Annotated in this window: 21 protein-coding genes and 1 pseudogene; 11 read left to right on the top strand and 11 right to left on the bottom strand. The window is 41.6% G+C overall.

The window, feature by feature from the left end; all coding sequences use genetic code 11:
* Positions 1-62: 62 nt before the first annotated feature.
* The 3 genes and pseudogenes from ABD676_RS18265 to ABD676_RS14010 all read right to left on the bottom strand — a co-directional run.
* Positions 63-230 (bottom strand): annotated as a pseudogene (locus ABD676_RS18265) (HNH endonuclease); the annotation flags it as partial.
* A gap of 74 nt (positions 231-304) precedes the next feature.
* Positions 305-1,564: an AAA family ATPase gene (locus ABD676_RS14015; RefSeq protein ID WP_344675343.1), complete on the bottom strand. Its 1,260-nt coding sequence runs from the start codon at positions 1,562-1,564 to the stop codon at positions 305-307.
* 15 nt (positions 1,565-1,579) lie between these two features.
* On the bottom strand, positions 1,580-2,008 hold the full coding sequence (locus ABD676_RS14010) for a hypothetical protein (RefSeq protein WP_344675342.1): 429 nt from the start codon (positions 2,006-2,008) through the stop codon (positions 1,580-1,582).
* A 700-nt stretch (positions 2,009-2,708) separates the two neighbouring features.
* Here ABD676_RS14010 and ABD676_RS14005 point away from each other — a divergent pair.
* Genes ABD676_RS14005 through ABD676_RS13995 form a run of 3 tightly spaced genes read left to right on the top strand, consistent with a single transcriptional unit; the run spans position 2,709 to position 7,902 of the window.
* Positions 2,709-3,263, top strand: coding sequence for a TlpA family protein disulfide reductase (locus tag ABD676_RS14005; protein ID WP_344675341.1), 555 nt, complete (start codon positions 2,709-2,711; stop codon positions 3,261-3,263).
* Between the two features lie 2 nt (positions 3,264-3,265).
* Positions 3,266-6,448 carry a SusC/RagA family TonB-linked outer membrane protein gene (locus tag ABD676_RS14000; protein WP_344675339.1) on the top strand — a complete coding sequence of 1,061 codons (3,183 nt, stop codon included), beginning with the start codon at positions 3,266-3,268 and terminating at the stop codon, positions 6,446-6,448.
* A gap of 26 nt (positions 6,449-6,474) precedes the next feature.
* Positions 6,475-7,902 carry a RagB/SusD family nutrient uptake outer membrane protein gene (locus ABD676_RS13995; RefSeq protein WP_344675338.1) on the top strand — a complete coding sequence of 476 codons (1,428 nt, stop codon included), beginning with the start codon at positions 6,475-6,477 and terminating at the stop codon, positions 7,900-7,902.
* A gap of 64 nt (positions 7,903-7,966) precedes the next feature.
* On the opposite strand, the gene ABD676_RS13990 is transcribed toward ABD676_RS13995, so the two are convergent.
* The 5 genes from ABD676_RS13990 to ABD676_RS13970 form a co-directional block, all read right to left on the bottom strand.
* Positions 7,967-8,332 carry a hypothetical protein gene (locus tag ABD676_RS13990; RefSeq protein ID WP_344675337.1) on the bottom strand — a complete coding sequence of 122 codons (366 nt, stop codon included), beginning with the start codon at positions 8,330-8,332 and terminating at the stop codon, positions 7,967-7,969.
* 399 nt (positions 8,333-8,731) lie between these two features.
* A complete protein-coding gene (locus ABD676_RS13985; RefSeq protein WP_344675336.1) occupies positions 8,732-8,881 on the bottom strand; it encodes a hypothetical protein in 150 nt (49 codons plus the stop codon).
* A 254-nt stretch (positions 8,882-9,135) separates the two neighbouring features.
* Positions 9,136-10,086, bottom strand: coding sequence for a helix-turn-helix domain-containing protein (locus ABD676_RS13980; protein ID WP_344675335.1), 951 nt, complete (start codon positions 10,084-10,086; stop codon positions 9,136-9,138).
* Between the two features lie 406 nt (positions 10,087-10,492).
* A complete protein-coding gene (locus ABD676_RS13975) occupies positions 10,493-11,803 on the bottom strand; it encodes a site-specific integrase (protein WP_344675334.1) in 1,311 nt (436 codons plus the stop codon).
* A gap of 431 nt (positions 11,804-12,234) precedes the next feature.
* Positions 12,235-12,921 (bottom strand): TetR/AcrR family transcriptional regulator, encoded by a 687-nt coding sequence (locus ABD676_RS13970; RefSeq protein WP_260042125.1) that lies wholly within the window; start codon positions 12,919-12,921, stop codon positions 12,235-12,237.
* A 370-nt stretch (positions 12,922-13,291) separates the two neighbouring features.
* Here ABD676_RS13970 and ABD676_RS13965 point away from each other — a divergent pair, with 370 nt between their 5' ends.
* The 5 genes from ABD676_RS13965 (at position 13,292) to ABD676_RS13945 (ending at position 17,331) form a co-directional block, all read left to right on the top strand.
* The gene (locus ABD676_RS13965) at positions 13,292-13,636 is read left to right on the top strand and encodes a DNA-directed RNA polymerase subunit alpha C-terminal domain-containing protein (RefSeq protein ID WP_260042123.1); all 345 of its coding nucleotides are present in this window, start codon (positions 13,292-13,294) and stop codon (positions 13,634-13,636) included.
* Positions 13,637-13,831: 195 nt separating this feature from the next.
* The gene (locus ABD676_RS13960; protein ID WP_344675333.1) at positions 13,832-14,794 is read left to right on the top strand and encodes a helix-turn-helix transcriptional regulator; all 963 of its coding nucleotides are present in this window, start codon (positions 13,832-13,834) and stop codon (positions 14,792-14,794) included.
* Between the two features lie 753 nt (positions 14,795-15,547).
* Positions 15,548-16,237, top strand: coding sequence for a Crp/Fnr family transcriptional regulator (locus ABD676_RS13955; RefSeq protein WP_344675332.1), 690 nt, complete (start codon positions 15,548-15,550; stop codon positions 16,235-16,237).
* Positions 16,238-16,429: 192 nt separating this feature from the next.
* Entirely contained in the window at positions 16,430-16,924 is a 495-nt protein-coding gene (locus tag ABD676_RS13950; protein WP_260042118.1) for a MauE/DoxX family redox-associated membrane protein, read from the top strand.
* 47 nt (positions 16,925-16,971) lie between these two features.
* Positions 16,972-17,331, top strand: a complete 360-nt coding sequence (locus ABD676_RS13945; RefSeq protein ID WP_260042116.1) for a hypothetical protein — start codon at positions 16,972-16,974, stop codon at positions 17,329-17,331.
* A gap of 140 nt (positions 17,332-17,471) precedes the next feature.
* On the opposite strand, the gene ABD676_RS13940 is transcribed toward ABD676_RS13945, so the two are convergent.
* The 3 genes from ABD676_RS13940 to ABD676_RS13930 are packed head-to-tail and all read right to left on the bottom strand — an operon-like array spanning position 17,472 to position 22,803.
* On the bottom strand, positions 17,472-18,839 hold the full coding sequence (locus ABD676_RS13940) for a RagB/SusD family nutrient uptake outer membrane protein (protein ID WP_260042113.1): 1,368 nt from the start codon (positions 18,837-18,839) through the stop codon (positions 17,472-17,474).
* Between the two features lie 7 nt (positions 18,840-18,846).
* On the bottom strand, positions 18,847-22,050 hold the full coding sequence (locus ABD676_RS13935) for a SusC/RagA family TonB-linked outer membrane protein (protein WP_344675331.1): 3,204 nt from the start codon (positions 22,048-22,050) through the stop codon (positions 18,847-18,849).
* A gap of 21 nt (positions 22,051-22,071) precedes the next feature.
* Entirely contained in the window at positions 22,072-22,803 is a 732-nt protein-coding gene (locus ABD676_RS13930; protein ID WP_344675330.1) for a TlpA family protein disulfide reductase, read from the bottom strand.
* Between the two features lie 697 nt (positions 22,804-23,500).
* Here ABD676_RS13930 and ABD676_RS13925 point away from each other — a divergent pair.
* From ABD676_RS13925 to ABD676_RS13915, 3 genes are read left to right on the top strand one after another with little or no spacing between them, the layout of a single operon-like run.
* Positions 23,501-23,845 (top strand): hypothetical protein, encoded by a 345-nt coding sequence (locus ABD676_RS13925; RefSeq protein WP_344675328.1) that lies wholly within the window; start codon positions 23,501-23,503, stop codon positions 23,843-23,845.
* 30 nt (positions 23,846-23,875) lie between these two features.
* On the top strand, positions 23,876-24,934 hold the full coding sequence (locus tag ABD676_RS13920) for an AAA family ATPase (protein WP_260042088.1): 1,059 nt from the start codon (positions 23,876-23,878) through the stop codon (positions 24,932-24,934).
* Positions 24,931-25,452, top strand: coding sequence for a hypothetical protein (locus ABD676_RS13915; RefSeq protein ID WP_260042087.1), 522 nt, complete (start codon positions 24,931-24,933; stop codon positions 25,450-25,452). Before ABD676_RS13920 ends, ABD676_RS13915 begins: the two co-directional genes overlap by 4 nt.
* Positions 25,453-25,713 lie beyond the last annotated feature (261 nt).

Here is a 25,713-nt window from a genome sequence, read left to right as displayed (position 1 = left end):
AGTGTATTGTTCGTCTCGGGTAAATAATACCTGTCATTGGCTGTTGGTATATTTCCTTTGGCAGTGTTACAAGGACCGCAGGCAAGTAGCATATTCTCCCAGGCCAGATAATCTCCCGCATCTTGGCCTTCCCGAGGAGTTTTGGCCACCACATGTTCTACATTAAGGCTATGGCTCAAAGGCATATTGCAGTAGGCACAATAATAACCTATCCGTTCTATCAGATACATACGCCATTCGGCATACTCGCTTACATGGACATCACTCCCATTGTTCTGCGGAACGGCTCCCTTGCTTAACGGTCTCATTTCTTTCCTTTTGACAGTTTATTGAGCTCCAAAAATGCCCTTAACCCCGGGTCGGTAATTTCGTCAAGCGCGTGGTTTATCCTGGATATATCGATATCTGTATCCAGCATACCCAAAAGCTTCTTGGCCTGTTCGTACTTTTCCTCATTCTCCACGGCGAAAGCGCTGTCTACTCCCATAATGTCGGTCGCCACCTCATCTATCTTTAGCTCATTTGGAGGGATATCCATAATAAAGTCAAGATTGATCAGTTCATCGCTTTCAACCGATTGGACAATAAAGGGTGAATGTGTCGTAACAACAAACTGGATATTGGGAAAAGCTCTTTTCAGATCCCTTACGACGACACGTTGCCAGTTTGGGTGAAGGTGCATGTCCAACTCATCGATCATAACAACCCCTGTTGTCATTTTTACGGCCTCACGTCCTAGATAACCATTTAAAGTCGCGCATCGGTATGCAATATCTGTTACAATACCCAGCATTCTTTTTACGCCATCGCTCATAAGCGAGTGGGGCAGTCGTTTTGTCGGCTGTCCTTCGATCTCACAGTCTGCAACAAGTTCCAATCTAAAGTTGTCGAATGTGACGTTCTTTAAATACGGAATAGCCGTCTCGATGGCGTCTATGACAGCCTCATAAGTACCTTCGAATTCGTTTCCATCCTTTAGTTCTTCACCGTAGTAATAAAACCATTGGGTAAACTGGTTTTCGTCGGATTTTGGACCCAATGCGTTGTAATATCCATCCCGGATAATAACTCTGTTCTTTTTGACCCTTTTCCGACGGACATCGCTGCCTCCCAACTGCCTTACACCATAGAATGCGATCAATGGAAGCATGGGTCTGTTGGGCTTGTTCAAGGATGCTGCGTAGGCTGCCGCAAGATCTCTAATCTGCCCGATATCTTCGATTTTAACAGAGTTCGACTTTCCGTATTCGGGAATGATCCTGCGCCATGTAAATTCACCGCTACCATTAATATGGCCAGTAGCTTCTACTATGGTGGGGGTAAAATACTCTGCCTGCTTAGAGGTGCGATTAATGGAAAACCTGATTTCGTTTTCCTGTATATGTCTTCGTGTTACACGAGGGAGCCCAAGGAAAAAAGCCCCTGCAACAACCTGTACGGCATGTAGCAATGTGGATTTTCCTGTGCCGTTATCTCCAATAGCTACCGTAAAGCGAGGGTTTAGCTTGAATTCTTTTTCTTCAAAACCTCTAAAGTTTTTAATGAATAGTTTTTGAATTTGCATATTTTTTCCCTCCTATTACTTATGTTGATCCAATCTCCTTCTTAATTCTGAAATCTCTTCTTTTAGAGTGATATTTTCCTCTCGAAGAGCGATGTTTGCCTCTAACATTGCATTGTGTTTATTCAAGAATAAAGAGTACTTCTCCCGTAAATCATCAAGCTCACGACGTATATCGCCTGGTGAATTTGGGGAAGACCCTGTTTCAACCAATGCTAAAGATGGGAACTCATTCATTTCAGGAAACTCGACGGAAAAATCTTTATTGATAACCCTTCCATACTTAGCAAGTATTTCATAGGAGAGCTCTGGATTGTTTTTATGCTTATAAAAAGTTCCATATTTATAGCCTGCACTTTCTACTATATCCTTTATTCTCCGAGGATGATTTCTCAGGACTTCATGTAAATATTGCCCTCTATGTATATTTGTGTTATCGTTTTCCAATTCTTATATAATATATATGCAATATATGTAGAGGTGAATTATATTTTAAATTGTAAAAAAGTTGTATTTAACTATATTTTTATTATATATTTGTATAATGTAAGTGAAATGTATTCTTAAATAGATAGTTTGATCATATTGATTTAGAGAAATATTATAAATAATATATAACCAAAGAGCCTCGTTGTCGGAAACTACCGCCTTTTGACAAACTCGGGGCAACAGGGGAATATCCCCCGGATTTTTTTGTATAATTGCAAGAAATACGGGGCGAACCTCTGTTGTACGATCGAGTTTAAGGTCCTAGCGGTAGTACCTCGGCAACGATCAGAAAGCAGAATCGCTCCGTTTTCTTTTAAAGGCTCAGAACTTAACGAGCCATGAAAAGAAAAGAACATCTTTATAAAAACCTAAAAAAGCCTCCTGTATAGATTACTAATGTCTACTGTGCGCAAGCTGATTTGCAAATAACTCTTGCAATTGCTCCTTGTTCACGACCTTTCTTAATCTAACCCAATTTTTCAATCACTTAGAATTTGAATACATGACGTTTTTATACGCAATGGCCACGCTTTGGCCTAAAGTAAAGCGAATATATATAACACTCTTTTCATTTGAAAGCATATGCACGCCTGCCGTCAAAGGACATAGACTGGTATATGTCCGGCAGGCATCGTTACTACTGCTTTTTTGTTTCATAATGTTTAGTAACGCCTATGCACAGTCCGTTGGAGAGCGGGCTGACGCAGGGCTAACGGACCTCAAACCTCTGCAGATCGGGGATACGATACCGGAGGTATTATGGAACCTTCCGCTACAGGTCGTCAACCATCCGGACGGAAAAGACACCATTACGATGAATGATTATCGGAATAGGAAATTGATCATCCTGGATTTTTGGGCTACATGGTGTGCACCCTGTATCAAATCCGTTAAGCATATTGACAGCTTAATTTCGGTACTTAACGCAAGAGACGTATCGCTATTGCCCGTAAATAGATACGATAACGAAAAGCGGATGCAAACTTTTATGGAGAAAACTGGATGGACTTTCCCTTCGGTCATCAACAATAAGCCATTAGATGAAATCCTTATGGCTTCCTATAGAGATTATTTAGGGGTCGTATGGATATTGGATGGAAGATTGTTTGCAGTGCCACGCAACGAGTCGATTACCCGCGAAAATATCAAAGCCCTGCTTGCAGGAAGGCATGATGAAGTCACCATTTCCAACTATCCACTTCGAACTAACTAACGATGAAAAAGATAAAATGTGCAATTTTTGCTTTATTGTTGTTGCCGCTTACGGCGCTTGCCCAACAATATGTCACCGGAACGGTGCTGGATTCGCTATCCCGAGCGCCTCTTGCCAAGGTAACCATACAGCTAGGCTCAAAAATAACCGCTACCGATGAAAATGGTGTATTCCGGATATACAACCCTATACCCGATAACCAATTGTTGACCGCCAGAAGGGTTGGTTACAACGAGACGGTACTGGAGATAACTTCCGACATGCAGCACCTCCGGATCGTTATGTTTCCTATAGAGCACAGCATAGAAGAGGTAGTGGTCAATACGGGGTACTTTAAGATTCCACAGGAGCGGTCGACAGGTTCTTTTTCATACATCGGTAATAAACAGCTTGATGCTATCGTGTCCACAAATATCCAGGATAAAATAGAGGGACTGGCAACCGGGCTGGATTTTGACCGTAGCAGAACCTATGTCACGCCAATGAATGTCCGTGGGCTTTCTACAATTGAATCAGATGCATCGCCGCTGATCGTAATTGATAATTTCCCTTATGATGGAGACCTCTCAACCATCAATCCTAATGACGTACAGAGCATTACGATACTTAAAGATGCTGCTGCCTCTTCGATATGGGGAGCCCGGGCCGGTAACGGTGTGATCGTTGTCACGACAAAAACAGGAGCTTATGGGAAACCGAATGTCGTTTCGTTTACCGGAAACCTTTCTGTAGGGAGCAGACCGGATCTATTCTACAATAAGAAACGGCTGAGGTCGCCCTTGCTGATGGATATCGAAGAAACCATCTTTGAAAACGGTGGGTACGCCATTAGAAACCAAACGCCCATCCCACTATATGTCGAACTGTTGATTGCGGAACAGGACGGGCTGATAAATGATTTTGAACAGCAAAAGCAACGGATGCTGGCAACCGATATCAGAACGGAGGGTAAAGACCTCCTTTACCGAAATTCCATCAACCAGCAATATGCCCTAAACTTTAGGGGCGGATCGGATAAACACAATTATTACGCCTCGATAAACTATGACGGAAACAGGGCGCAGGTTATCGGAAACGAATACAAAAGGATGAATGCCCTTTTGCATAACGGATTCCGGCTATCCAATAACATAGATATCAATACGAGCCTTCGCTATACGCAGATCCGATCCTCCTCCAACGGAATATCGTTAAGTCTCAACGACTTTCCTACGTATGCAAGGTTAAGGGATGATGAAGGTAAGAGCATGGCCTTTCCCAGAACGTACCGGTTTTCCTATCAGCAGCAAGCCGAAGACAACGGGTTATTGGACTGGCTTTACAGACCGTTGGATGAAAGGGAGCTTATCGATAGCAGGCAAGAGGCTTATGAGGTACAGGCACAGGCAACCTTACAGTATCGATTTCGGGAATTTCTCAATTTTAGCCTCATGTACCAATATACTACAGACCAGAACAAGAACTGGACACATTATGGGAAAGAAAGCTTTTATGTGCGAAACCTTGTCAATCGTTTTACACAACAAGGTGGAACCCAGATTATACCATATGGTGATATACTAAGTGGAGATGCCGGTTCCAGGAGTGAAGTCCATAACGCCCGTCTACAGACCGATTACAAACAGGTATTTGGAAAAATAGAAATATCTGCTCTGGCTGGTGCGGAGATACGGCAGGGGATCGCCGAAGGGCTTCCGCGGTATCTCTTCTACGATTATGATCCCAATGTGATGACGGCAGTAAATAAATTTGATTATAATACACGGTATGCGACAAGGCCGACCTCATCAGCAGTGATTCCAACATCGCCCGTCGGGATTTCCAAGGTCGTGGACAGGTTTATATCTTATTACGCCAATGCCGGTGCCAACTGGAACGGATATCTTGACCTGACGGGTAGCCTAAGGTGGGATGCATCCAATCTATTCGGGGTAAAGACCAACCAAAAAGGAATTCCCCTTTGGTCAACAGGAATAGGATGGAATCTTACGAAAAGTAAGATTATCGGGGACGCGTTATTTAACAACCTGCGGATCAGTACTTCGTTTGGCAGCAGCGGTAATGTGAACAGATCCGTGTCTGTCTATAATATCGTAAGCTACGGCACGGATCAACAGACGAACTTACCGATGGCAATTTTGGAAAGTGTAGGAAATCCCGGACTAAAATGGGAGAACGTGAAGACGTGGAACATCGCGTTGGATTTCTCGATATGGAAGAACAGGGTCACGGGAAGGCTGGACTTCTACCGTAAGTCGGCCAGTGACCTGATAGGTGAGGACCTGCTGGATCCGACCGCAGGTATCGTAACCACTGTCTTACCAAGGGTAGACAACATGGTCAACTATGCGGGTTTATTGACAAAGGGGATAGATATGCAGCTGAATGTTGACGTATTGAGGGAAAGGCCTGTTGAGTGGGATATGACATTCATGTTCAGTAAAAATACAAACAAGGTTACCTCATACAACATGTCGCAACAGAACGATGTGAACATGATGTTCATGACGAACCCTCCCCGAGAAGGGGAATCATTAAACACGGTATATACGCTACCTTGGTATGGTCTTGATGGGAATACGGGGCGAACATTGCTGCCTGACGATGCCAGCGGAAAAACCTATCGGGAATATTATGAACAGTACCCCATGGAACAAATGCGCGTAGCAGGTGTGACCCGCGCTCCTTATTTCGGATCTTGGCTTCATCAGGTCCGGTATAAAAACTTTTCCTTCGGATTGCACCTGCTGTGGAAAGCAGGCCATATCTGGCGCGCTGAGTCGATGTTGCCCGGTTACGAGTATTTTAGTGCAGGCTACTATCATCAGGATATTGCCAACAGGTGGAAGAGTCCGGGGGACGAACAGACAACCAATGTGCCTTCGGCCGTACCCTATACGAACAGTACTTCGAGTGATTCCTATTATGAGGGGCAGGTCTATAAATATTCGGATGCATTGATTGCTAAAGGTGATTATATCAGGCTGCAAAATATACAGCTGGGATATGAATGGAAGAAAAATCCGGCGAATAAGATGAAGTTTTCCAGTTTACGTGTATTGTTGAACATGAGGAATGTCGGTCTTCTTTGGAAAGCAAATAAGCTGGGCATAGACCCAGAATATCAAACTGCTGATTTTCCTGCTCCTCGCATCACTTCCCTGTCCTTACAGGCTTCTTTTTAAATCTTGGTCACTTTTAATTAAATACGATGATGAAAAAAATAATTTTACGAAGATATAAATGGTTACATATTGGAGTTTTGCTTTCGATTGCAACCGGTACGGCTTCCTGTATGAAAGATTTCCTGGAGGAACGGTATAACTTCAGTCAGGTTATACCGGAATCGCTGGAGGATTATCAAGCAATAATGGACAACGGCATGGTGATCAACTACTTTACGGCATCCGGACTCGGGATACTGGGAGGTGATGAGATCTATATCAGGGATATTATATATAATGCTAACCACCCAACATTTGAGAAGAATGCCTACACGTGGCAAAAGGACATTTTTGGTACAGAAGAGGTGGGTGAGTGGAACCATGCGTATAAAAGGGTGCTCCATGCCAATATAGTGATCGACGGACTGTCGGATATGGAAATAGATGCTTCTGAGGGGTCGACCAGAAATTCCATTCTTGGCTCGGCACTGTTCGTAAGGGCATTTACATTCTTTCAGTTAAGTCAGGTGTTCTGTAAGCAATATGACCCGATGACCTCGGGAAGCGATCTTGGGATTCCGCTCCGTTTGGAGGCTGACGTTAACATTGTGGAGAAAAGGGCATCACTTGAAGAGACTTTCCGGCAGATCATTGGAGACCTTGAAAAAGCCATACCATTACTGCCTCATTCTACCTTAGTAAGGGAAAGACCTAACAAGGGAGCTGCCCTGGCCTTACTGGCACGGGTCTATCTGCAACAGTCAAACTATGAAAAGGCGCTTGAGTACGCCGAACTGGCACTTTCCGAAAATAGCACCTTGATAGACTTTAATGATCTTGATAATCTAGGACAGCCCAATCCAAGCGGCTCCTATTTTACCTTTGATGGTATTCGGGAAACGAACCCCGAGATACTCTTCATGAGCAGTTCGGTAACACTGTCCATGGTAACATCGTTTCTAGGAGGGAGTTTGACGATAGATACCATATTACTAAAAAGTTACGCCGAAAACGACCTGAGAAAACAAGCGTATTTTGGAAAAAGAAACGATACGGATGCTTTTATAGGCTCGTATACCGGGGTGCCGTTATGGTTCACGGGATTGGCTGTGGACGAACTCTATCTGATAAAGGCAGAATCTGCTTGTCGTCTCCATCAGCTACCAATATCCTTGGAAGCTTTGAACCAACTGTTAATAAGCCGATACGATCTTACTTTTGAAACGATAGAAATAGCAGATCAGAAGCTACTGTTAGAACGAATTCTAGAAGAAAGAAGAAAAGAGCTTTTCTTTCGGGGACTTCGATGGTCTGACCTAAAAAGGTTGAACAGGGAGCCGGAATTTGCAAAGGTATTAAAGAGAAAGGTCAATGGTGAGGAATATGAACTGCCCCCAAATAGCAATCTGTATGTTTTACCGATTCCTTATAAATCCATATTACAGTCCGGACTGGAGGACAATCCAAGAGAATAGCCGTGAATCTAAAGAAACTTCCCAGAACATCCGTCCTGAGAAGTTTCTATCATTGGAGAACCAATTAATTGCTGGGCAAATGCTTTGCTGCACCCCGTTCTTCAACATCGGTTATGTCGTTTTCAATATCTGCAATCGAGAGTCCCTCCAAGTCTTCGGGATTAACGGATGCGACAAACTCTAGCAATTTCGCACAGAAATCACCGCTGTTTAACTGATCACAACCCTCACCACCGACGCTTGGAGGTGGAGATGTCAGCAGTACTCCAATGTTCTGGCCTGAAGCATCGGTGCTATACCAACGCTGTTGCATGACTATATTGTTTTTGCCAACTTCCATCTCCGTTGCCTTCACAATATAGAAAACCCCTAACAATAAAACGAATAATGATATACCGGCACGTAGCCAGTTTTTCTTTATAGTTGCCATAGGCAAATTATGCACTTGAAGATGAGTGCGAACTTTAGTTTAAAATATTTTTAGTAATCTTTGCATCCCGGTTTTGCCTCACAGCGATGCCATCGAGGGATCCTGTGCCGTGGTTGACCAGATTCCTTGAAACCGATCAGCCGAGCAAAGCCTAAAGAGTGCAAACTTACAAGGATAATAGAACCTGTTAACAACTCTCTTCTGGGCTAAGGCAATCCGACAAGGAGACCTTTCTATAACGGTAATTTTTTCAACCAATGGAACGATCATGGATATCCGCAATAATATGGCATGCAGTCTAGTCTGTATAGACCTGTACAGTTCCCCGATTTTTCGGAGGAAATCTGCCATTCTTCTTTTCGCTATGCCTTTGCTGTTCATTGCATCCATTTTTTAACTTTATCCATTTGCCTGTTGTTCAGCAGGGCGGCCTTGGCCCCACTTGCCCATTGGGCTTGTCTGCACTTTATCGATGTAACCCTCGCCCCTGTGTCCCGACATCCGAACCTGTCCATCTGCGTATCGGCGGATATGGGTAACTGGTCTCACTACCGTTGGCTACCCTGTCTGGGACTCTGCCATCGGGAAAGATGGTGTGGAGCCCGATACGCTTACCATATCTTTAATTTCTCCAAAGAGAATAATTGTTCAAGCTTACTTAACAAAGTTCAATATCATTTCTCGAATGGAGGTGTCAAAAAACAGAGAAAATTTGGGTGTTTTTGGTAGAAAAATGGGGTAAAAATGTAAGTTTTTTGACACCCAGAAAGTTTTGATAACCTAAAAAGAGCTGGAAAAATTGCTTAACGGTACTCTGAGGGCGGAAATCCAAATGTCTTGACGAACTGTGTCCTAAAACTCCTAAAATTGTCGTATCCCACCAAAACACTGACTTCTGTTGGAGTTTTTTTCTCGATCTGCAAAAGTCTTTTCGCCTCCTTCATACGAAGATTTATCAGGTATCTATGTGGAGTTTCTCCGAACTCATCCTTAAACGTGTCAATCAGTGTTCTTTCGCTGATGTAAAATTTATCCATCAATGCTTTATTGGTCAAATTGGGATCTGAATAATTTTGATCCATATACTCTTTTATAAGATAGGCGCGAGCGGTCATTTTTTTCTCCACAGCCATCTGATAATGATACAGCACCCTTTTTGCATCGCGCAACAAGACTGCCTCAAGATCCTTATCCTTTATCACTGTCCTTTCAAAGAGTTTATCAAGACTTCTTTCCATTCCTTTTTCGATACGGCAGGAGGGCATATGTCCGAATGCCAGGTTGTTTTGTTCCATCTGCTGTAGAAACGGTTCCAATCTTGGATAATAGCGGATATTCTTTGTTACCCACTCGTTCCTAGGAATGATATAGCAGAGACGGTGTCTTCCTGCCGGTAAGCTGAACGAATACGTGCCTTGCCGGTTGTACGTAGCATAGCAGATGTTTTCTTTTGCTTCGGCTATATGTGTTCCATCGGATTTCTGGAATAAAATATTCCCTTCCAGCATCATAAAGAGGAATAGACTGGTATCCTCCATCAGGTAATCTGCCTGAAGATCGGTATGTATATAAACTTCCAGCACCTCAAGAAAGAAAAGGATATGGCTGTAATGCTGACTGATAATGTTACCCTCTTTAATATCTATACGCTCAGTTTGGGCATAGGGCAAACGAGACCTACACCGAGGCGTATTCCCAGTGATATCGGTCACAACAGCATGCGACCTGAACATATATTTTACCGTCCTTTTCATATCCGTATAGCTGCAAAACCTTCAAAACGGGAATTAAATTTAAAAAAAAATGGCAATCTTGGACAAATATTTTCGACCAAATGGTGTTTGACCACCACGAAATACTTCTGATACACCATAAACCGATTATTATTAGTCTACAAATTCATTCGGTCAGTATAAATTTACGGTGAATTAAGTGGTCAAAGCGATTTTACCGGAATAAACATATAACTGTTTTCGAGTTTTGGTAGGTTAGTGATTTCTGAGTGTACCATGTAGGCACGGCCTTTGATCATTTTCTCCGCTGGTGACTATACTTCGCTTAGACCCAAAAAACCGAGAATCTCCAAGGTCTGCGAAAGATTAAATGTAGGTTAGCAAGGAGTTACTTGCTAATCTACATTTCTTTTGCAAAATTCTTCTTTTAGCCAGCTTTATCAGTATTCAAACACGGCTGTAGCGAGACAACCGGTATTTTCCCGATAACGGCATCCGGCGTTATTGTATCGCGTTTCGGTTTTTTATTATCCAATGTTTCCTCCAATCTATTCATATCGCTTGCCACTCGTGTATCCAATAGTTTGGCATAGTGTTGTGTGGTCTTGAGATCGGTATGTCCAAGCATTTTGGAAACGGTTTCAATAGGTACATTATTGGATAGTGTCACCGTAGTAGCAAACGTGTGCCGTGACATGTGAAAAGTAAGTTCCTTGGCAATGCCGCATAGGTCAGCGATCTCCTTGAGGTAGCTGTTCATCTTCTGGTTGCTCAATACGGGAAGTACGACTCCTTTGGCCTGGCAGGGTGGGTAATCCCTGTACTTTTCCAATATAGTGAGCGCCTTGGGTAACAAAGGGATGTTGGAAGTCGTATTTGTTTTCTCCCGATTGGTCAATATCCATAGTTTACCGTCCACACCTTTGGCAATATCATAAACGGTCAGCTTTTTTGCATCAGCATAAGATAATCCTGTATAGCAACTGAACACAAAGATATCCCTTACATGCTCCAGCCTCGCTATCGAAAATGTCCTTTGCTCGATACGGTCAAGTTCATCTCTGGTAAGGTATTCTTTCGGTCTTGCCTTGGCTGTGTTTTTATAGAAGGCAAAGGGATCTTCGGTGATCAACCGGTGGGCGATACATATCTTTACGATCTTGCGGAAATGTTTCATATACTTTGCCGCAGAGATTTCCGAGCAACCTTTAGAGGATCGCAGGAAAAATTCGTAGCCGACCACGAAGGCATGGTCGAGCTTTCGTGCCTCTATATCCTCCGCCCCGAAGCTCGCTTGGAGGTACAGCCCGATATGGGAAAGGGATGAGTTGTAGCCTTTGAGCGTATTGGGCTTAAAACCATTGCCCAATAAAGCTTTCATTTGTTCGTTGTGTTCACGGAACACATCCATTAATGTTTTCCGCTGGATATCCTTTCCGAGATATTTCAGTTTAATGGATTCAGCTGTGATTTCTGCTCCATTCTTAGCCATCTGCAGGTGGATGTCAGCAATCTTGTGCTCAAGCGTGTCAAGGTAGGTGTTCAACGTTTTTACGTTCTCTGTAGTTCCCTTGGCACGATTGCCTCTGGAATTCCATTTGCAGGGATCGCAGTCTTTTCCGGTGGACACTTCTTTGGGAATACCGTCCACGGTGATGCGCATGTAGATCGGCTTAGGACCACTTGTGTAGTTTTTTGGTTTCTTCAGGTAGAAGAGCAAGGAATAATTTGTACTCATGATCTGATCATTTAAGTGAAACAAAATTAGCCTTGCAGCCTAACGAAATCAAGATGTTCAATTTCTGAACATGTTGTCAATCAAAAGATTAACCCCTTTCCAGTGAGTCATACATTTTGAAAAAGTGACTCACCGAATGACTCACTTTTATTATGGGAAAAACTGAATAATTTGTAAAATCCGACAAAACAAAAAACGCTGCAAACATTTAATTTACAGCGTTTTAGTATGTTTTGATCTCAAGATCTGTAGCCCGTAGGGGAATACAAAACATTGCATTTTAATGACACAAACCTATATTTTTTTGTAACGGTGGTTCTTTTTGGGGTTCTTTTTTTTGAAGTAGTGAACATGTGAAGAATGATTTCAGTATGCTATTATTGGCTTATGAAACTATAGATTAAACTGTGTCCAATTTCGATAGATTTAAATTACTCCGCTAAACGTGATCCCTGAATAGCACTGTTAGAACTGACTCCTTGGTCAGTATAGGCCCATTCCAAAATCTTGCTTACCGCTGCCCTGATCCTGTCCATTCCTTCCTTTGTTGAGACATCTATCTCACAGATCGTGCTGTTGGTATTTACTGAGTGCAGGACGAGGTAATTGATCCCCGAAAGCAGTATTGCTGAAATCGCCCGAAGGTCCAGATCCTTCTCCCTATGTTCCCTGTCCTGGAAGGCAATGAACAGGGAGCCCATCTTTTCCTGCTCCCTGGCAACGTGTGCCATGACTTCTGATCTTTCAGAGATCTGCCAGGATATAATTTTTTGTAGCTCGGCGTTTCCCTTTAGTTCGGTAAGAAGGTCCATAAGCATCAATTCCAGAAGATCCTTCGATCCGGTCTTAGGAGAGTTTCCGAACAACGCCATTGCTCCAAGGGTCACAGAAGACCAATAGTCCTTGCCCTTGATATAGGTCTCTATCAGCTTTTCCACCGATCCGAAGTATAGAGTGACAAGCTTTCGGTCCACTCCCGCACATTTCGAAATATTCGCTACGGTCAGTCCTGTATATCCCTTTTCTTTAAGTACCTTTCCCACTGAAGCGATCATTTTCCCCATGGTACGTTCCCTGTTGTTCTTTTCTCCACTGTATTTTTTTCGCTGTTGTTTCATGGCTATATTCTCTAGGGATGTTATTCAACGATATTAAATTCAGCATAAACATCAAATGTCTCAAGCGTTTGTATCTCAAACTCATCGATATCTGAATAGTCGAAGATCCGCATATTCGGGGCTCTTTTTCTTATTCGGAATATATAGGTCTCTCTAATATAGCGAAAATTGGGCCTGTCCCCAAATCTGGAAACGTGCCGGCAACACCGTAATGGGGCTTCTGAAATGCCCGCCGGACGGAATATCGAGCGAAATTGCAGTTTCGTATGGGTCAAACGGCAGTTGGCCGAAAAAAATTGCACGAAAAAATTAAATATGCCAAATTAAACGAAGGATGTTATGCAGGAGCTTAACGGATAAAAAGGATGCCATGAAGAGAATGGAAGTGGAGATATACGTGGAAGGTCAAAAGGCAAGGATAGACCTTGCAAGGCTGGACTATGCCTCGCTCTATAAACTTTTCAGGAAGCTCAGATACCTTCTGGGAGAAGGGGACTTCGTGCTCTCTGCTATCTTGGATGAGGAACTTATCTATCTGGAGGACGAACTCCCTCGAAGACCGGTAAATATCCTCTTGAGGAACGGAATTTCTACGGTGGCGGATCTGCTCGCAGCTTCGGACAGTGAGCTTGCCGCCATGGACGGACTGGGCAGAAAGAGCCTCTCGGAGATAAGGGAGTTCATCCGGAAAATGGGCAATATAGTAATCGGCTAACAGGGTGTTTTATCCGTACTGATGTTTGTTTGGATGGGGAGATCATCTTTTATCCCAATTTCATCCAGAAAGAACCTTATTTCATCGAAAGGAATGCTTTCTTGGAGGCCAGTTTGTTATATTTAAGTATTTTTTAGATTCTTAATTCCTAGGTTATGGAACATCTATGGCAGATCACTGAACTAGAGTAGGACTATGGAAGAACATTATGATATCCGATTTTTCGAAGACCCCTTAAGTATCGAGGACCTCATGGGACAACCGTTCCCCGATAACTGGATCCAGATGAAGCCTGCGGATTCCGCAATACTTTATTCTTTCGGGGCAGCAGAATTTCTCCGGCAGAAACTGGTGCTCAAGAAATACCATTTTGAGCTGATCCAGTGCAACTGCATTGTGCCATTATCGTTCCGGTACAGCATCAATGGGGACAGGCTTTTCATTCTGTTCGTTCTGGAGGGAGAAATCGGATTCTCGACAGAGAGCGGGGCCGAGATCACAAAGGCAAAAGAGAACAGCTTCTATCCATCCCATAACAGCCAGGGCACCTATCATGTAAGTATACCTGCGGATTCTACCGTCAGTACACTGGTGGTATCCCTAGATCCGAAATGGGCAAAGGATATTGTCAGACCTTATCCAGAGTTGAGAGAAGCGCTGACCGAGATGCTCACCTCAGAAAGGCAGTTCAGCATAATGCCGAGATGCCGGATCGATACGGATTTGAAAGAGATACTATTGGCACTCTTCGAGGTAAATGACCAGAGCCGTGGCATAGTCAAATTACAATTGAGGGAAAAAATAGCCTTTGCCCTGAGCCACTATTACAAAAAACTATTGGAAACAGGATGGGTTGCTATCTACAAGATCAGGCTCTATATGGAAAAGCACTATCGCGAACCGTTGGATATGAATACACTGGCCGAAATGGGTTCGTTTACCGAAGGGGCATTCCAAAAGAAGTTCAAGCTCATCTATGCCATCAAGCCCTATGACTACATCATCAAACTAAGGATGATCGAAGCATCGAGGCTGATCTCCCAAATGGGCATGCCTATGAAAGAAGTCTACCTTCTGGTCGGCTATAGAGATCTGGGGAATTTTAGAAAAGCGTATAAGGCCTCTATGAACAGTGTTTCTTCCGTTGACAGGATCTGATACCTCATTTTCGTTTCAATATTGTTACAGAAAACATTCAAATACTGACTGTTTTTTGCTATTTCGGTGAAACACCGTCAGTATTTGCCTTTTTTTCATAGAAAAAGCTCCTGAAATTTATAATAAGAGACTTTCTCGTCCCAAATCGGCCTACAAGAACGATAACGTTCAGGGAAAGTCCAAGAGTAAACGGTTCATCTCAGCCTTGGCAGAAATATCTAGGAGAGAATATGGAAAAAGTTTTGGACATAGCGCATTTTATACGGTACCTGAAAGGGTCGTCTCTTTACGTTCACCTGAACAGACACGGCCTTGTTGAACAGATGTCAGTTGGTTATCTGGCAAGGGGCTCGCACTGTAGGTTCGAGGAACCGATGCTGGTCATGGTAACAAGTGGGCTATTGAAACAATACAATAGGTTTCCGATTTCAAAAACCCTTTCCCGATTTATCCAGTTCCTGACGCCCGGAATGTTCTGTCCGTCTGACGGGAGCCCGTTTTACCCATTGGTCAGGGCATTGGAGCCGACCTACCTTTTTTATGTCCCATTCCGATTGGTGTTTCCTCTAATTGCAAAAAATAGGCAGTTTGCTTTTGATCTTGCCGTTGCCATGGAACTGGATTATGGAAGTGGCCTTTCGTTTTCCCATTACCTTAGGTGCATAAAAGAGCCTTCCCTATGTATGGATCTATTTTTGGAGCGGTACGGGAACAATGTGGATTACCTCAGCAATCGGGAAATAGCAAGCTATATTGGAGCCAGCGAAAGCACCACACGGCAACTGCTCTATTTCCATTACAACAAACTGCTATGATATGGGACGGTTGCGAAACAATAATCCAGGGATCCGCTTTCTGATCCAGTTATGGTCAAAGTACTGTGAATTGGAGGACTTTCATCTTGAATGGGCCAAAAAGCACATCCGATGCTTAACAGAATTAAAAAAGAACCATCTTTTATATTATGAGGGAGAACATAAGAAAGAGATCTATATCGTTATAAAAGGATTGATCGGACGAGTCATCGAAAACGACGATACCGGCAAAAGACAGATCCTAAGCGTCGGAACATCGGGGATGGGGCTCATGACAACGAACCACCTTTACAGTTCTACACCGAGCAAAGGGGATATTATAGTCCTTCGTCCGGGAACAAAGATAATCCAGCTTAGCTATCGTTCGATCCTTGAACTGAGGGAGATGGACAGAAATGCCGATATTCTCATCAATGTACTTGCCAATAAAAAAAAGAAACAGATGTCCGCCCTCCGTAGAATTTCGCTCGAAGGGACCGCCTTTGAAAAATGCTTATTGTTTGCCGAAGAATTACCTCAGCTTTGCCAGATGCTTTCCCAACAGGAGATTGCAGATATACTCAACATCTCCCGAAGAACCGTACAGATGGCATCCGCCCATTTGGCGAGATGCCCGATCAAAAAATAACTCATATGATCACTAGCACATCTTTATAATCCGTTTTTTCTGAGAAAAGAGAGTTTTACCCCAAAAAAAGCGCAATATGATTGCGCTTTTTTTGACATAAACTGTTCCGACCTTTGAAATATCGGGAAGGCATTGATGATAGGATCTGAGCTTCTTCGATGGAAAGAACATACATCAATAATAAAAGGAAACATGAAAAGGAAATTTGGAACATCTCATCTGTACAGAGCAATCATTATTTTGCTGCTTGTACTTTGGATTCCGGTCACTATCGACAAGATAACGGATTTCCCTTCATTTCGAAACGGTATCCTTAATCAACCTTTTTCTGATCGCTTGGGATACGTCCTTATTTACTCTCTTCCAATTTTGGAGGCGGCAACAATAGCAGCTCTGGTCATTACGAGGTTCCAAAAGGTAGGCTTAATCATGTCGACTGTATTATTGACAGTCTTTACCGGCTATATAACTGTAGCACTGTTGGGAGCTTGGGAGAAGCTGCCCTGCGGATGCGGATCGGTCATCAGCGGAATGAACTGGACCCAGCATCTTTTCTTCAACCTTTTCTTTTTGACGCTAAGCGGTTGGGGAATTTATCTATGGTACAAATTACGAAGTAACAATGCGGGAAGCAGAATTACTGAGGGCTTGTCGGCCAAAAGACTGATAAAAAATATTTCTAACTAAAGTTTTTTGAGGCAACCTTTTTTTGAATTATAAAAAAGACCATTAAGATGAATATCAAGGAGATAATCAAGAAAAATGTTACAGGTACGATTGCTATTGCAATTGCAGTAGGAACTATGTCTTTCACGATGATAAGTGGAGAAACTCCTGAATCAAATGTTGCGGGCCATTTCTATAGGTACACGTCAACTTCTTTATCACAGCCAGATATTGAGAATATCAATAACTATAAAAGAATTGATGATTCCTGTGAAGAAGGGAGTAATGTTTGCGGAGTTTATCTTGCTACGGACAAACCAGCAAATTCCACTCCCGTCCCTTCGGAATTCAATGCTGTCAAAAGCCAGTTATGGAGTTCCCAGCAAACGGGCACTCCAGCTAATCCCGACATAAAAATGAAGGATTAGGTTTTAACTTGCGGAATTTGGAAGAGGGAACGAGAGGATAATTGGGCAATGGTCGACAGGGTAGGAATAGGAAATATAATAGATTCCTAAAATGATAGAAAAACAGGGGTTTCTGAGTAACACGGAAACCCCCTGTTATTTTACGGATTTTGTTCTATGCCACTAAACTCTATGGATTCTCTTGGGATCTGCAGAACGTACCTGCTACTGTTCGGGAGTAACTTATATTCCTCATTATTGATAATCCTTGTTAATGTAATCCTTGCGGCATCCTCCATGTTCAGCCTTCGCAGGTCAGACCACCGTAGTCCACGGAATAACAATTCCTTCCTTCTTTCCGTTAAGATTATTTCAAGTGCTTCAACTTGTCCAGATGCTGTGAAAGGAACAAAAGGGTTGTCATTATTCCACCTATTCAACATTAAATGATTAAGGTCTGCCATTGCTTCAAGTATCTTTCCGTTACGGGCAAAACATTCCGCCCTAATTAAATACATCTCATCAGTAGCGATCCCAACAAACATGGAGGAGGTGCTTAATCCGGTATAACTTCCTTTAAAAGCTTTGCTTCCATTGGCATTAGATAAAAAGAATATTGATTTTCGCAAATCGTAATCGTCGTATTGGGATAACAGAACCGTATCTACTTTTGCTCTCGCTCTTGTTAACAGCGATGGAGAGGAAGTTCTAGCCTCATAGATAACCTCTTCATTCCTTTGCGGAAAGGGGATACTCGCATTAGCGTTAATTGTGTTGTAATCGATCAACGTACTATAGAACTGCAAACAAGAATCAGCATATACTCCAGCTTTATCGTAAAAACCCATACTAAGATAAATTCTTGCCAGTAGTCCGAATGCCGCAGGTTTACTTGCATGGTGTTTTTGATCAGGAGAACTGGGCAGTAGAGGTAATGCGCCTAACACATCATTTATTATAGCATTATAGCTTTCGAGATTAGAAGCTCTAAAAGGCTTTACATCATGGTCCGAGGTAGTCCGTATAGGTATTCCTAAATCTGAATCAGCATTATTCTGATCAAAGGGCGGTGCATACAACTGAGACAAAGAATAGTGATTGAATGCGCGTAAAAAAAGAGCCTTTCCTCTTATTGTGCTCGCCAAAACAATATTTTCATTTTTGAACTTTTCGACATTCTCTAAAATCACATTCGCATGGAGAATATTATTATATGGCCCATTCCAATCTCCTGCCGTTAGGTCATATTTTTCCCATAAGTAGTAGCTCCTTTCCCTTTCATTTGCACTTTGTAAATCATTGTCAGTTACGTAAAAATTATCAGATGAAATTTCTCCAACTGAAGGGTTTCTCACGTTTAACATAGAATAGTTATCAAGCATTAACGACAGGTCCTCCAAAGAGGAGGGAGTAGCGATTTTTTTATCTGATTTTTCATCCAGAAATTTTTCACATGAATATTGGATCGATAATGCGATTACCGAGAACAATCCAATTGTTATATTTTTTAAAATAGAAGATTTCGACATAATTTATTTATTTAAATGTGACTTTTAGACCTAATGATATACTTATTGGAGTCCGAAAACTGGCTAACCTGTCCGGATCAATATTGCTCTTGTTCGCCTTCCACAAGAATAAGTTCAGGTTGTTGAGATATGTGTAGAGCTGAACACTCCTTATTCCCTTGATCCCAATTACATTTTCCGTCAAATTATACTGTAGAAAAACCTCGTCTAATTTGATATTGTCTGCTTTTTCGACATTTATATCTGAGTAATAATAGAAGTTATCCCGTTGATAGCTCGCTGGATATACAAATGATGGTACGTTCGTTGTTAACTCATCACCGGATTTCTGCCAGCGATCTTCAAACTCTCCATAACCGAATGCACTTCCATTTTGAAGTAGCCCCGTGTAGTTCAGGCTGGGTTTCCGAAAATAGTAACTCAACCTGTATGAAAGATTAAACGATAGGGAAAAGTTCTTCCATTCAAACGAATTTCTGAGATTTCCGAATATTGGAGGCAAGGCTGCTCCATGTAATACCTGTTCTTCGAGCGGGTTTTTTAGTATCTCATTATAATCTTCACTTACTTGACCATCAACATAACCTCTGGGATTACCGTTTTCGGGATTTAGGCCAGCCCATTTATACGAAGCAACTAGATACGGACTATACCCGATAACCGGAAAGATCGTATTCCCACTCGAGACTAAACCCTCAAGAGGAATGGGGTCAAGATTTTCAGTTACTTTATAGGAAACGTAGTTAAACATAAACGTAGAAGACCATTTGATATCTCCGGTTGTATTTTGACTGTTTAATACAAGATCAAGCCCTTTTGATTTTATACTTGCAGAGTTTTGAACGGCAGTGGTCGTACCAGTTATAGGATCAAATTTTTTACTGTTTAAGAGATCAAAGGAACTTTTCTTGTACAGATCAATCGACCCTCTAAGACGATTATTTAAAGCTCCAAAATCAAGACCAAGGTTAGCGGTTTTCACTTGCTCCCAACGCAGATTCGGATTAGGAGGAGAGATTATTGAAGCGAAAGGTAGACCTATCGTCGATGCTGATGCACCATAGTAAGAGATCCGTGCAAGAGAAGATGCATTAGGGGAAAGATTACCACTTATACCATAGCTTGCTCGCAAATTTACATCTGTCAATGGTGGTAGATCAAACCATGATTCCCTGTCCATTTTCCATAGTCCACCAATTGACCACAACGGTATCCATTTTTGATTTGTGTTGACCCCAAATAAATTTGACGCGTCCCGTCTTGCACTGGCAGACAATGTATATTTACTGTTATATGTGTAAGCTATATTTGTAAATAGGGAAACAAATCGGTTTGTTGTTTCATTTAAGTTTCTTCCATTAGGTATAAAGGCGTTGCCATACAGATATTCATATGTCGGATATTGTTGGGAAAAGTTCATATTTTCGATTGCAAGGTGATTTTCGTCGTACCCGTAAATTATATCTGTAGACGTTTTTCTGTTATTTCCCCTTATTTCACCCCCGGCAATGGCATTGATATGATGTAATCCTCCCCATTCCTTTGCGATATCTATCTGACCTCTTATCGCTTGGATCGTATTCTCCGCATCGGTAGTATGAAGAATGGCTTTCTTCGGAATTGGAGAAGTGACCTTATCAGCATCTAGCTGGCTAAACCTATTTATAATGTCCCTTGTTGTGTAGTTCTCGAGTCCATTATTCCATCTCGTAGAAAGCCAGTTTTTTTGGTTTTGGTATTTCAGACTTATCTTTGCCCAATCCAAAACTTTATAGGTTAGACCAAGGTTGACAAGCAGGTCATTGTTCTTTGAGGTTTTGTCATTGTAGAGCAGCTCTTGAAGCGGTCTATACTTCCAGTCGAGAAGACCCTTCTCCCTAGCAAGGTCGGTGAATTCTCTACTATAGAACAGATCAAGTGCAGAAGGATTTCCGTATTCGTCCATAAGTGATGCGTAAGGAGAGATCGCTGTGGTGAACATATAGCTTCCATAGCCGCCCGGACTATTGAGCGTCCCCCTGTTGGTCGTATAAATTGAACCGATCTGAAATTCAATCCGGTCCGTTATATCAACACTGTTATCGGTTCGTAAGGTAATTCGCTGATTGGAGTTGCCTTTTAAAGTATTGAGATCATTGTCAAAGCCGGAAGAGAACAAATATCTGATCCCATTGCCTGACCCATTGATACTCGCATGGTACTGTTGCTGTACAGAAGGTCTATATAAATATCTTGACATGTCCGATCTTACATCCTTTGATTTCAATTCATTTATAAGTCTATCAGATTCTGACTGCGAGATAAGTCCTTGACGGAGCTTTTCAAGTATTTCAGCTGTTTGGGGTATCGGTGGGTAGGTAGGATCATCGAATAGATAATCGTAGTAACCTAAGCCAAATAACTCTGCTTCTAAGTCTACAAACGTACCCACGCCGATCTGATCTGCCGTATAGAGATTTGGTTTTGGTGAAAGAGTTAGGTTCGAATTGAAATCTATTCGAGGTCTCTGATTAGTCCTCGCTTTTTTTGTGTTGATCACAATGACACCATTCCCTGCTCTCGCTCCCCAAATCGAACTGGCGGCAGCATCTTTCAGAACCGTAATACTTTCGATATCATTCGGGTTTATATTGCTTAAACCACCCTCATACGGAAAGTTGTCCAATACGATCAAGGGCTGCATGATTTCTTCGTTTAGCGTACTGATTCCCCGTATCTGAATTGTTTGATTTTCGTTTCGCTTATCAATGAGCAGACTGCTTGACAATCCTTCCAACCGATCTAGGATATTTCCACCGACCCTCTGGTTTAAGGTATGGTTGTCAACATGGGAAAAAGATCCCGTAGCTCTTTCCTTAGGCAGTGTTTGATAGCCCGTATTCACTACTATTTCGGAAAGCTCTGTTGAAGAAACCACTAAATATATTTCCAATGGGTAATCTGTTTTTGAATCTATAGGAACCCTCTTTGCCTCAAAGCCCACGTGCGAAACGATCAAAGTATCTATATCATTGTTGACATTTATAACGAATCTGCCAATAGGATCAGATTTGCTTAGATTATTATACTTAGAGGAAGTTATAGTGGCCGAACCAATGGGACTTCCATCGAGATCCTTAAAGACTTTCCCACTGATAGACTTTATCTGGGCATGCAGTTGCGATGTTGAGATGCAAACTATGGTGAAGATTAATGTAATTGTCTTGTACATACTGTTTCGATTAGGTTTAGTTTACTGATCCCTTCTACCGGGTTTAACCGGCAGAGTGATATACCCCTCATTAATGTATTTACTTACATTTTCGTAGGTAAGATCCCGTTTTCCGGTTATGGCAATGACTTTCTTATTCTTACCGATCCAAATAATATGGGGATATGAGAATAATTCGAAATGACCTATGAAGGTCGTGTCCAAATATGTAGAAGGGATATCGAACTTGATTTTATAGGTATCCTTAGCTAATTTGATGGCATTTATTATTTTCTCCTTGTCATCAAATGTCCTTTTGGGATTGTTAAGGACAAACTGGACATGGTCACGTAATTGATTCTGAATAGAATCAACAAGTGGGAAACCCTTTACACAGGTACCGCACCAAGTGGCCCAAAAATCTAATATGATCAGCTTTCCTTTGTATTCGCTTAGGGTGATGGTTTCTTTCCCATTAGGATGATTTACGACCTGTAGTGGCAAATTCCAAAGTTCATCTGGAATTTGATCACCGATCTTAAGGGGTTTAATTTCAGAACCCGAACCAGCCCCCGATTTCTCGGGAGACTGTGGTCGGGCGTCATTTAAACTAAACGATATGAAACAAAAAACTAGGAAAAGACACCTGCCGGGCATTACCAGTCCATGCCATTGATTGGCAGGCGAGAATATTTTAAGAGGTATTTGAACAACCTTTGAAAGGGTTGAGATATGGGCAAACAGACGCCACATGTAGCTGTAAAATAGCTTCATTTGTAAATAGGTTTATAACGTTCATAATTGTGTTATTTAATAAAGAACCTATTGCGAGGCGCCTCCGCATTAAGGTTTTGGAAAGCCATGCAATGGCTCCCGACCTTATTCGGGTGCAGAAATTAAATTTTGTAAGAATTGCTTTTTCACGCTCGTAATGGTTAACGAGCCTCTTGGTTATAGTCGCCAAAAAAAGTAAGGGAGGGACTTCACACCTTTCGCTCTGGTAACCGCTAAGCACCAAACGACCCGAAGATCGCCGAACACAAAAGGCCTTAAGGTGTTAACCTTAAAGTGAAGCCCTCCCTAAAGAATATAATATCTGCAAAGATAAGGAATATTCTTGGAAGGGGTTCTTCACCCGCCTACTCTCGTGTTCAAAAAATTAGCGGTTGTTCGAGCGAGAGAGACTCTGTTTATTTATCAGTTATTCAAGATACTATTTCATTCAATCAATATAAAATCAATATAAAAACAAGTTAAATATTATTAAACATTACAAATATAAACAAAAATCAACAAAAACAAACAAAATATCAACTTTAAAACAAAGTTTATCTCTGTGTAACTTAGTTACTCATATATTATGGTGAGCAAAGACATAAAAAATAGAAGTAACAGTCATAAATTCTCTGGTCGAGGGCTATCGCTATATAGGGCGGTAACTCTTAGTATAGAGAAAAATAGTGATATCGCAATGAGAGCAGGATATCAACCCAATACCATGTACGGTCATTTTCGCAATCCTGGATTATCAGATGCAATTTTGGTAAAATATGGAAAAGCGATACCCTTTGATTTTTCTATAGAATATCCTGAGCTCGCCCCTTATTTCAAAGCAAGTCTTACTGAAACCAATAAAAGTTACGAAGAATTAAAGCTTCAGTTAGAGGACGTTCAACAAAGGTACACCTCACTATTAGAGGTACATAATGACCTTCTTAAACAACACAATCTTACTAGAGAGCAATTGATACAGGCTCACGAGGATATAAAGGAATTAAATATTGAACTACGGAACCTGAGAAAGAAAAGCAAATAGTTTTTCAGACTCCTGTTGAAGAGAATACCCATGATCAAATCGATAAATATAAAAAGTTTTCTAGGCTTTAAAAATTTTGAAGCGGAAGACCTTGCGCCTGTCAATATAATAATTGGCCCAAATGACAGTGGAAAGACCGCATTGCTGAAACTCCTATATGGTGTCTCAAAATCTTTGGAAAACTATCAAACAAGTCAATCTGTTGTTCAGCAATCATTTAAAAAGGTTTTGTCAGAGAAATTGCTCAACACGTTCCAACCAAGGAAAAATGGGCTTGGAGAACTTGTGAACAGAGGTCAGTCTGAGAAACTTTCCGCGGAAGTGGTCTTCGAAAACAATCAGGTAATACATTTTTCATTCGGAGAAACTACAACTACAAATATTGTCGACTGTACCGAAGACAATGAAATCGATAAACAGACAGAAGAACACAATAGCATCTTTGTTCCAGCCAAAGAAGTCTTGACAGCTTTTGACGCCATTGCGCTGACACGTGAACGATTTAATATGATAGGTTTTGATGACACCTATTATGATCTTATTCTGGATTTGAGGGTTCCTGTACAACAAGGAAGGATTATTAGTGAATTCAGTAAAGTAAACAATGAGCTTGAAGAGCTTTTTGAAGGCACCATTGTCCAAGGACCAAAGGAGAATCCCTTTCTTTTCAAAAAGGGGAAGACAGAATATAGTATGCCCCTGACTGCTGAGGGAATAAAGAAAGTAGGTATATTGACCACGCTTATAAAGAACAGAAGGCTCAATCGGAATACGGTACTTTTTATGGATGAACCAGAGACTGCATTACACCCAAAGGCAGTGCGAAGCTTGGCTGAAATGATCGTGATGATGGGCAAGGCCGGTGTGCAGGTTTTTATCACTTCTCACAATTATTTTCTCATCAAACAATTGGCCATCATAGCAAAGAGAGATAAAACTTCAATCAATTGCTTTTCTTTAACAAGGGAGAAGGATCAGCCAATCTCATGCCTCAAAAGTGATTTACGTGAAGGTGTGCCGGACAATCCTATTATAACTGAGGCGCTTGAAATGTTCAATGATGAAATAAAATTGGATCTTGGAATATGATGCCATATAGTGAAAATGGGGTAACTGTTCATTTCCCAAATGAAGATTACTTTTTCTTAAGCGAATGTGAGGCCTATGACAAATTAAAATCATTTGGTGTCAAAGAAATGGATGTCTGTTGGCTGGATAAAGCTAGCAATGTTCTATGGATGGTAGAATTGAAAGCGTTCGACCATGCTGAAAACGTGCATTTTCGGCAGGTAGACCTGTCAAGTAAAGATGTTATTGAATACTGGCTGAATGAATTGTTTCTCAAATCTGTTCATACGTTGGGCATGATAGAAACAAACAGGAGTGGCACCAAAAAGTGTTTAATTCCGGGTATTGCCCTCGATACAGAATATAAGATTGTTCACATCATCAATGTAATGCATGGTCAAGAAGAGTATCTTTCTTTTATGAAAGATAGACTGCAAAGTCAATTAGAACCTTACATAAAGATCTTTAATGTTGATTCGATCAGTATAATTCCTTATAATTCAGCTAAGAATCAAAAGCTGTTAAAATGGATCATATAAGATTGTCTTTCTAAATACCTATCGTAGCATTTTGTTTTTAAAACCGAATTGTGAAACTTTCGCTAGATTTTACATTCTTTATCACCCTATATGAGATTTTTAATAACGGTGAGTTTGTCTACGATTGAAGCGTTTGAAGAATAAATTTTATCCTCACTGGCTTGCATTATAACGAACCTCCATTTCCCGGTAGCCATTAAATTTGTTATTTTTAGGAAGCAGCAGGATGGCTCCAGTGATTTATGGACTCCATTGCCCTGA

Source organism: Sphingobacterium kyonggiense, from assembly GCF_039536825.1.
GTDB lineage: Bacteria > Bacteroidota > Bacteroidia > Sphingobacteriales > Sphingobacteriaceae > Sphingobacterium > Sphingobacterium kyonggiense.
Note: the sequence above shows the minus strand (reverse complement) of the source record. Positions and strands in the feature narration are given on the sequence as shown.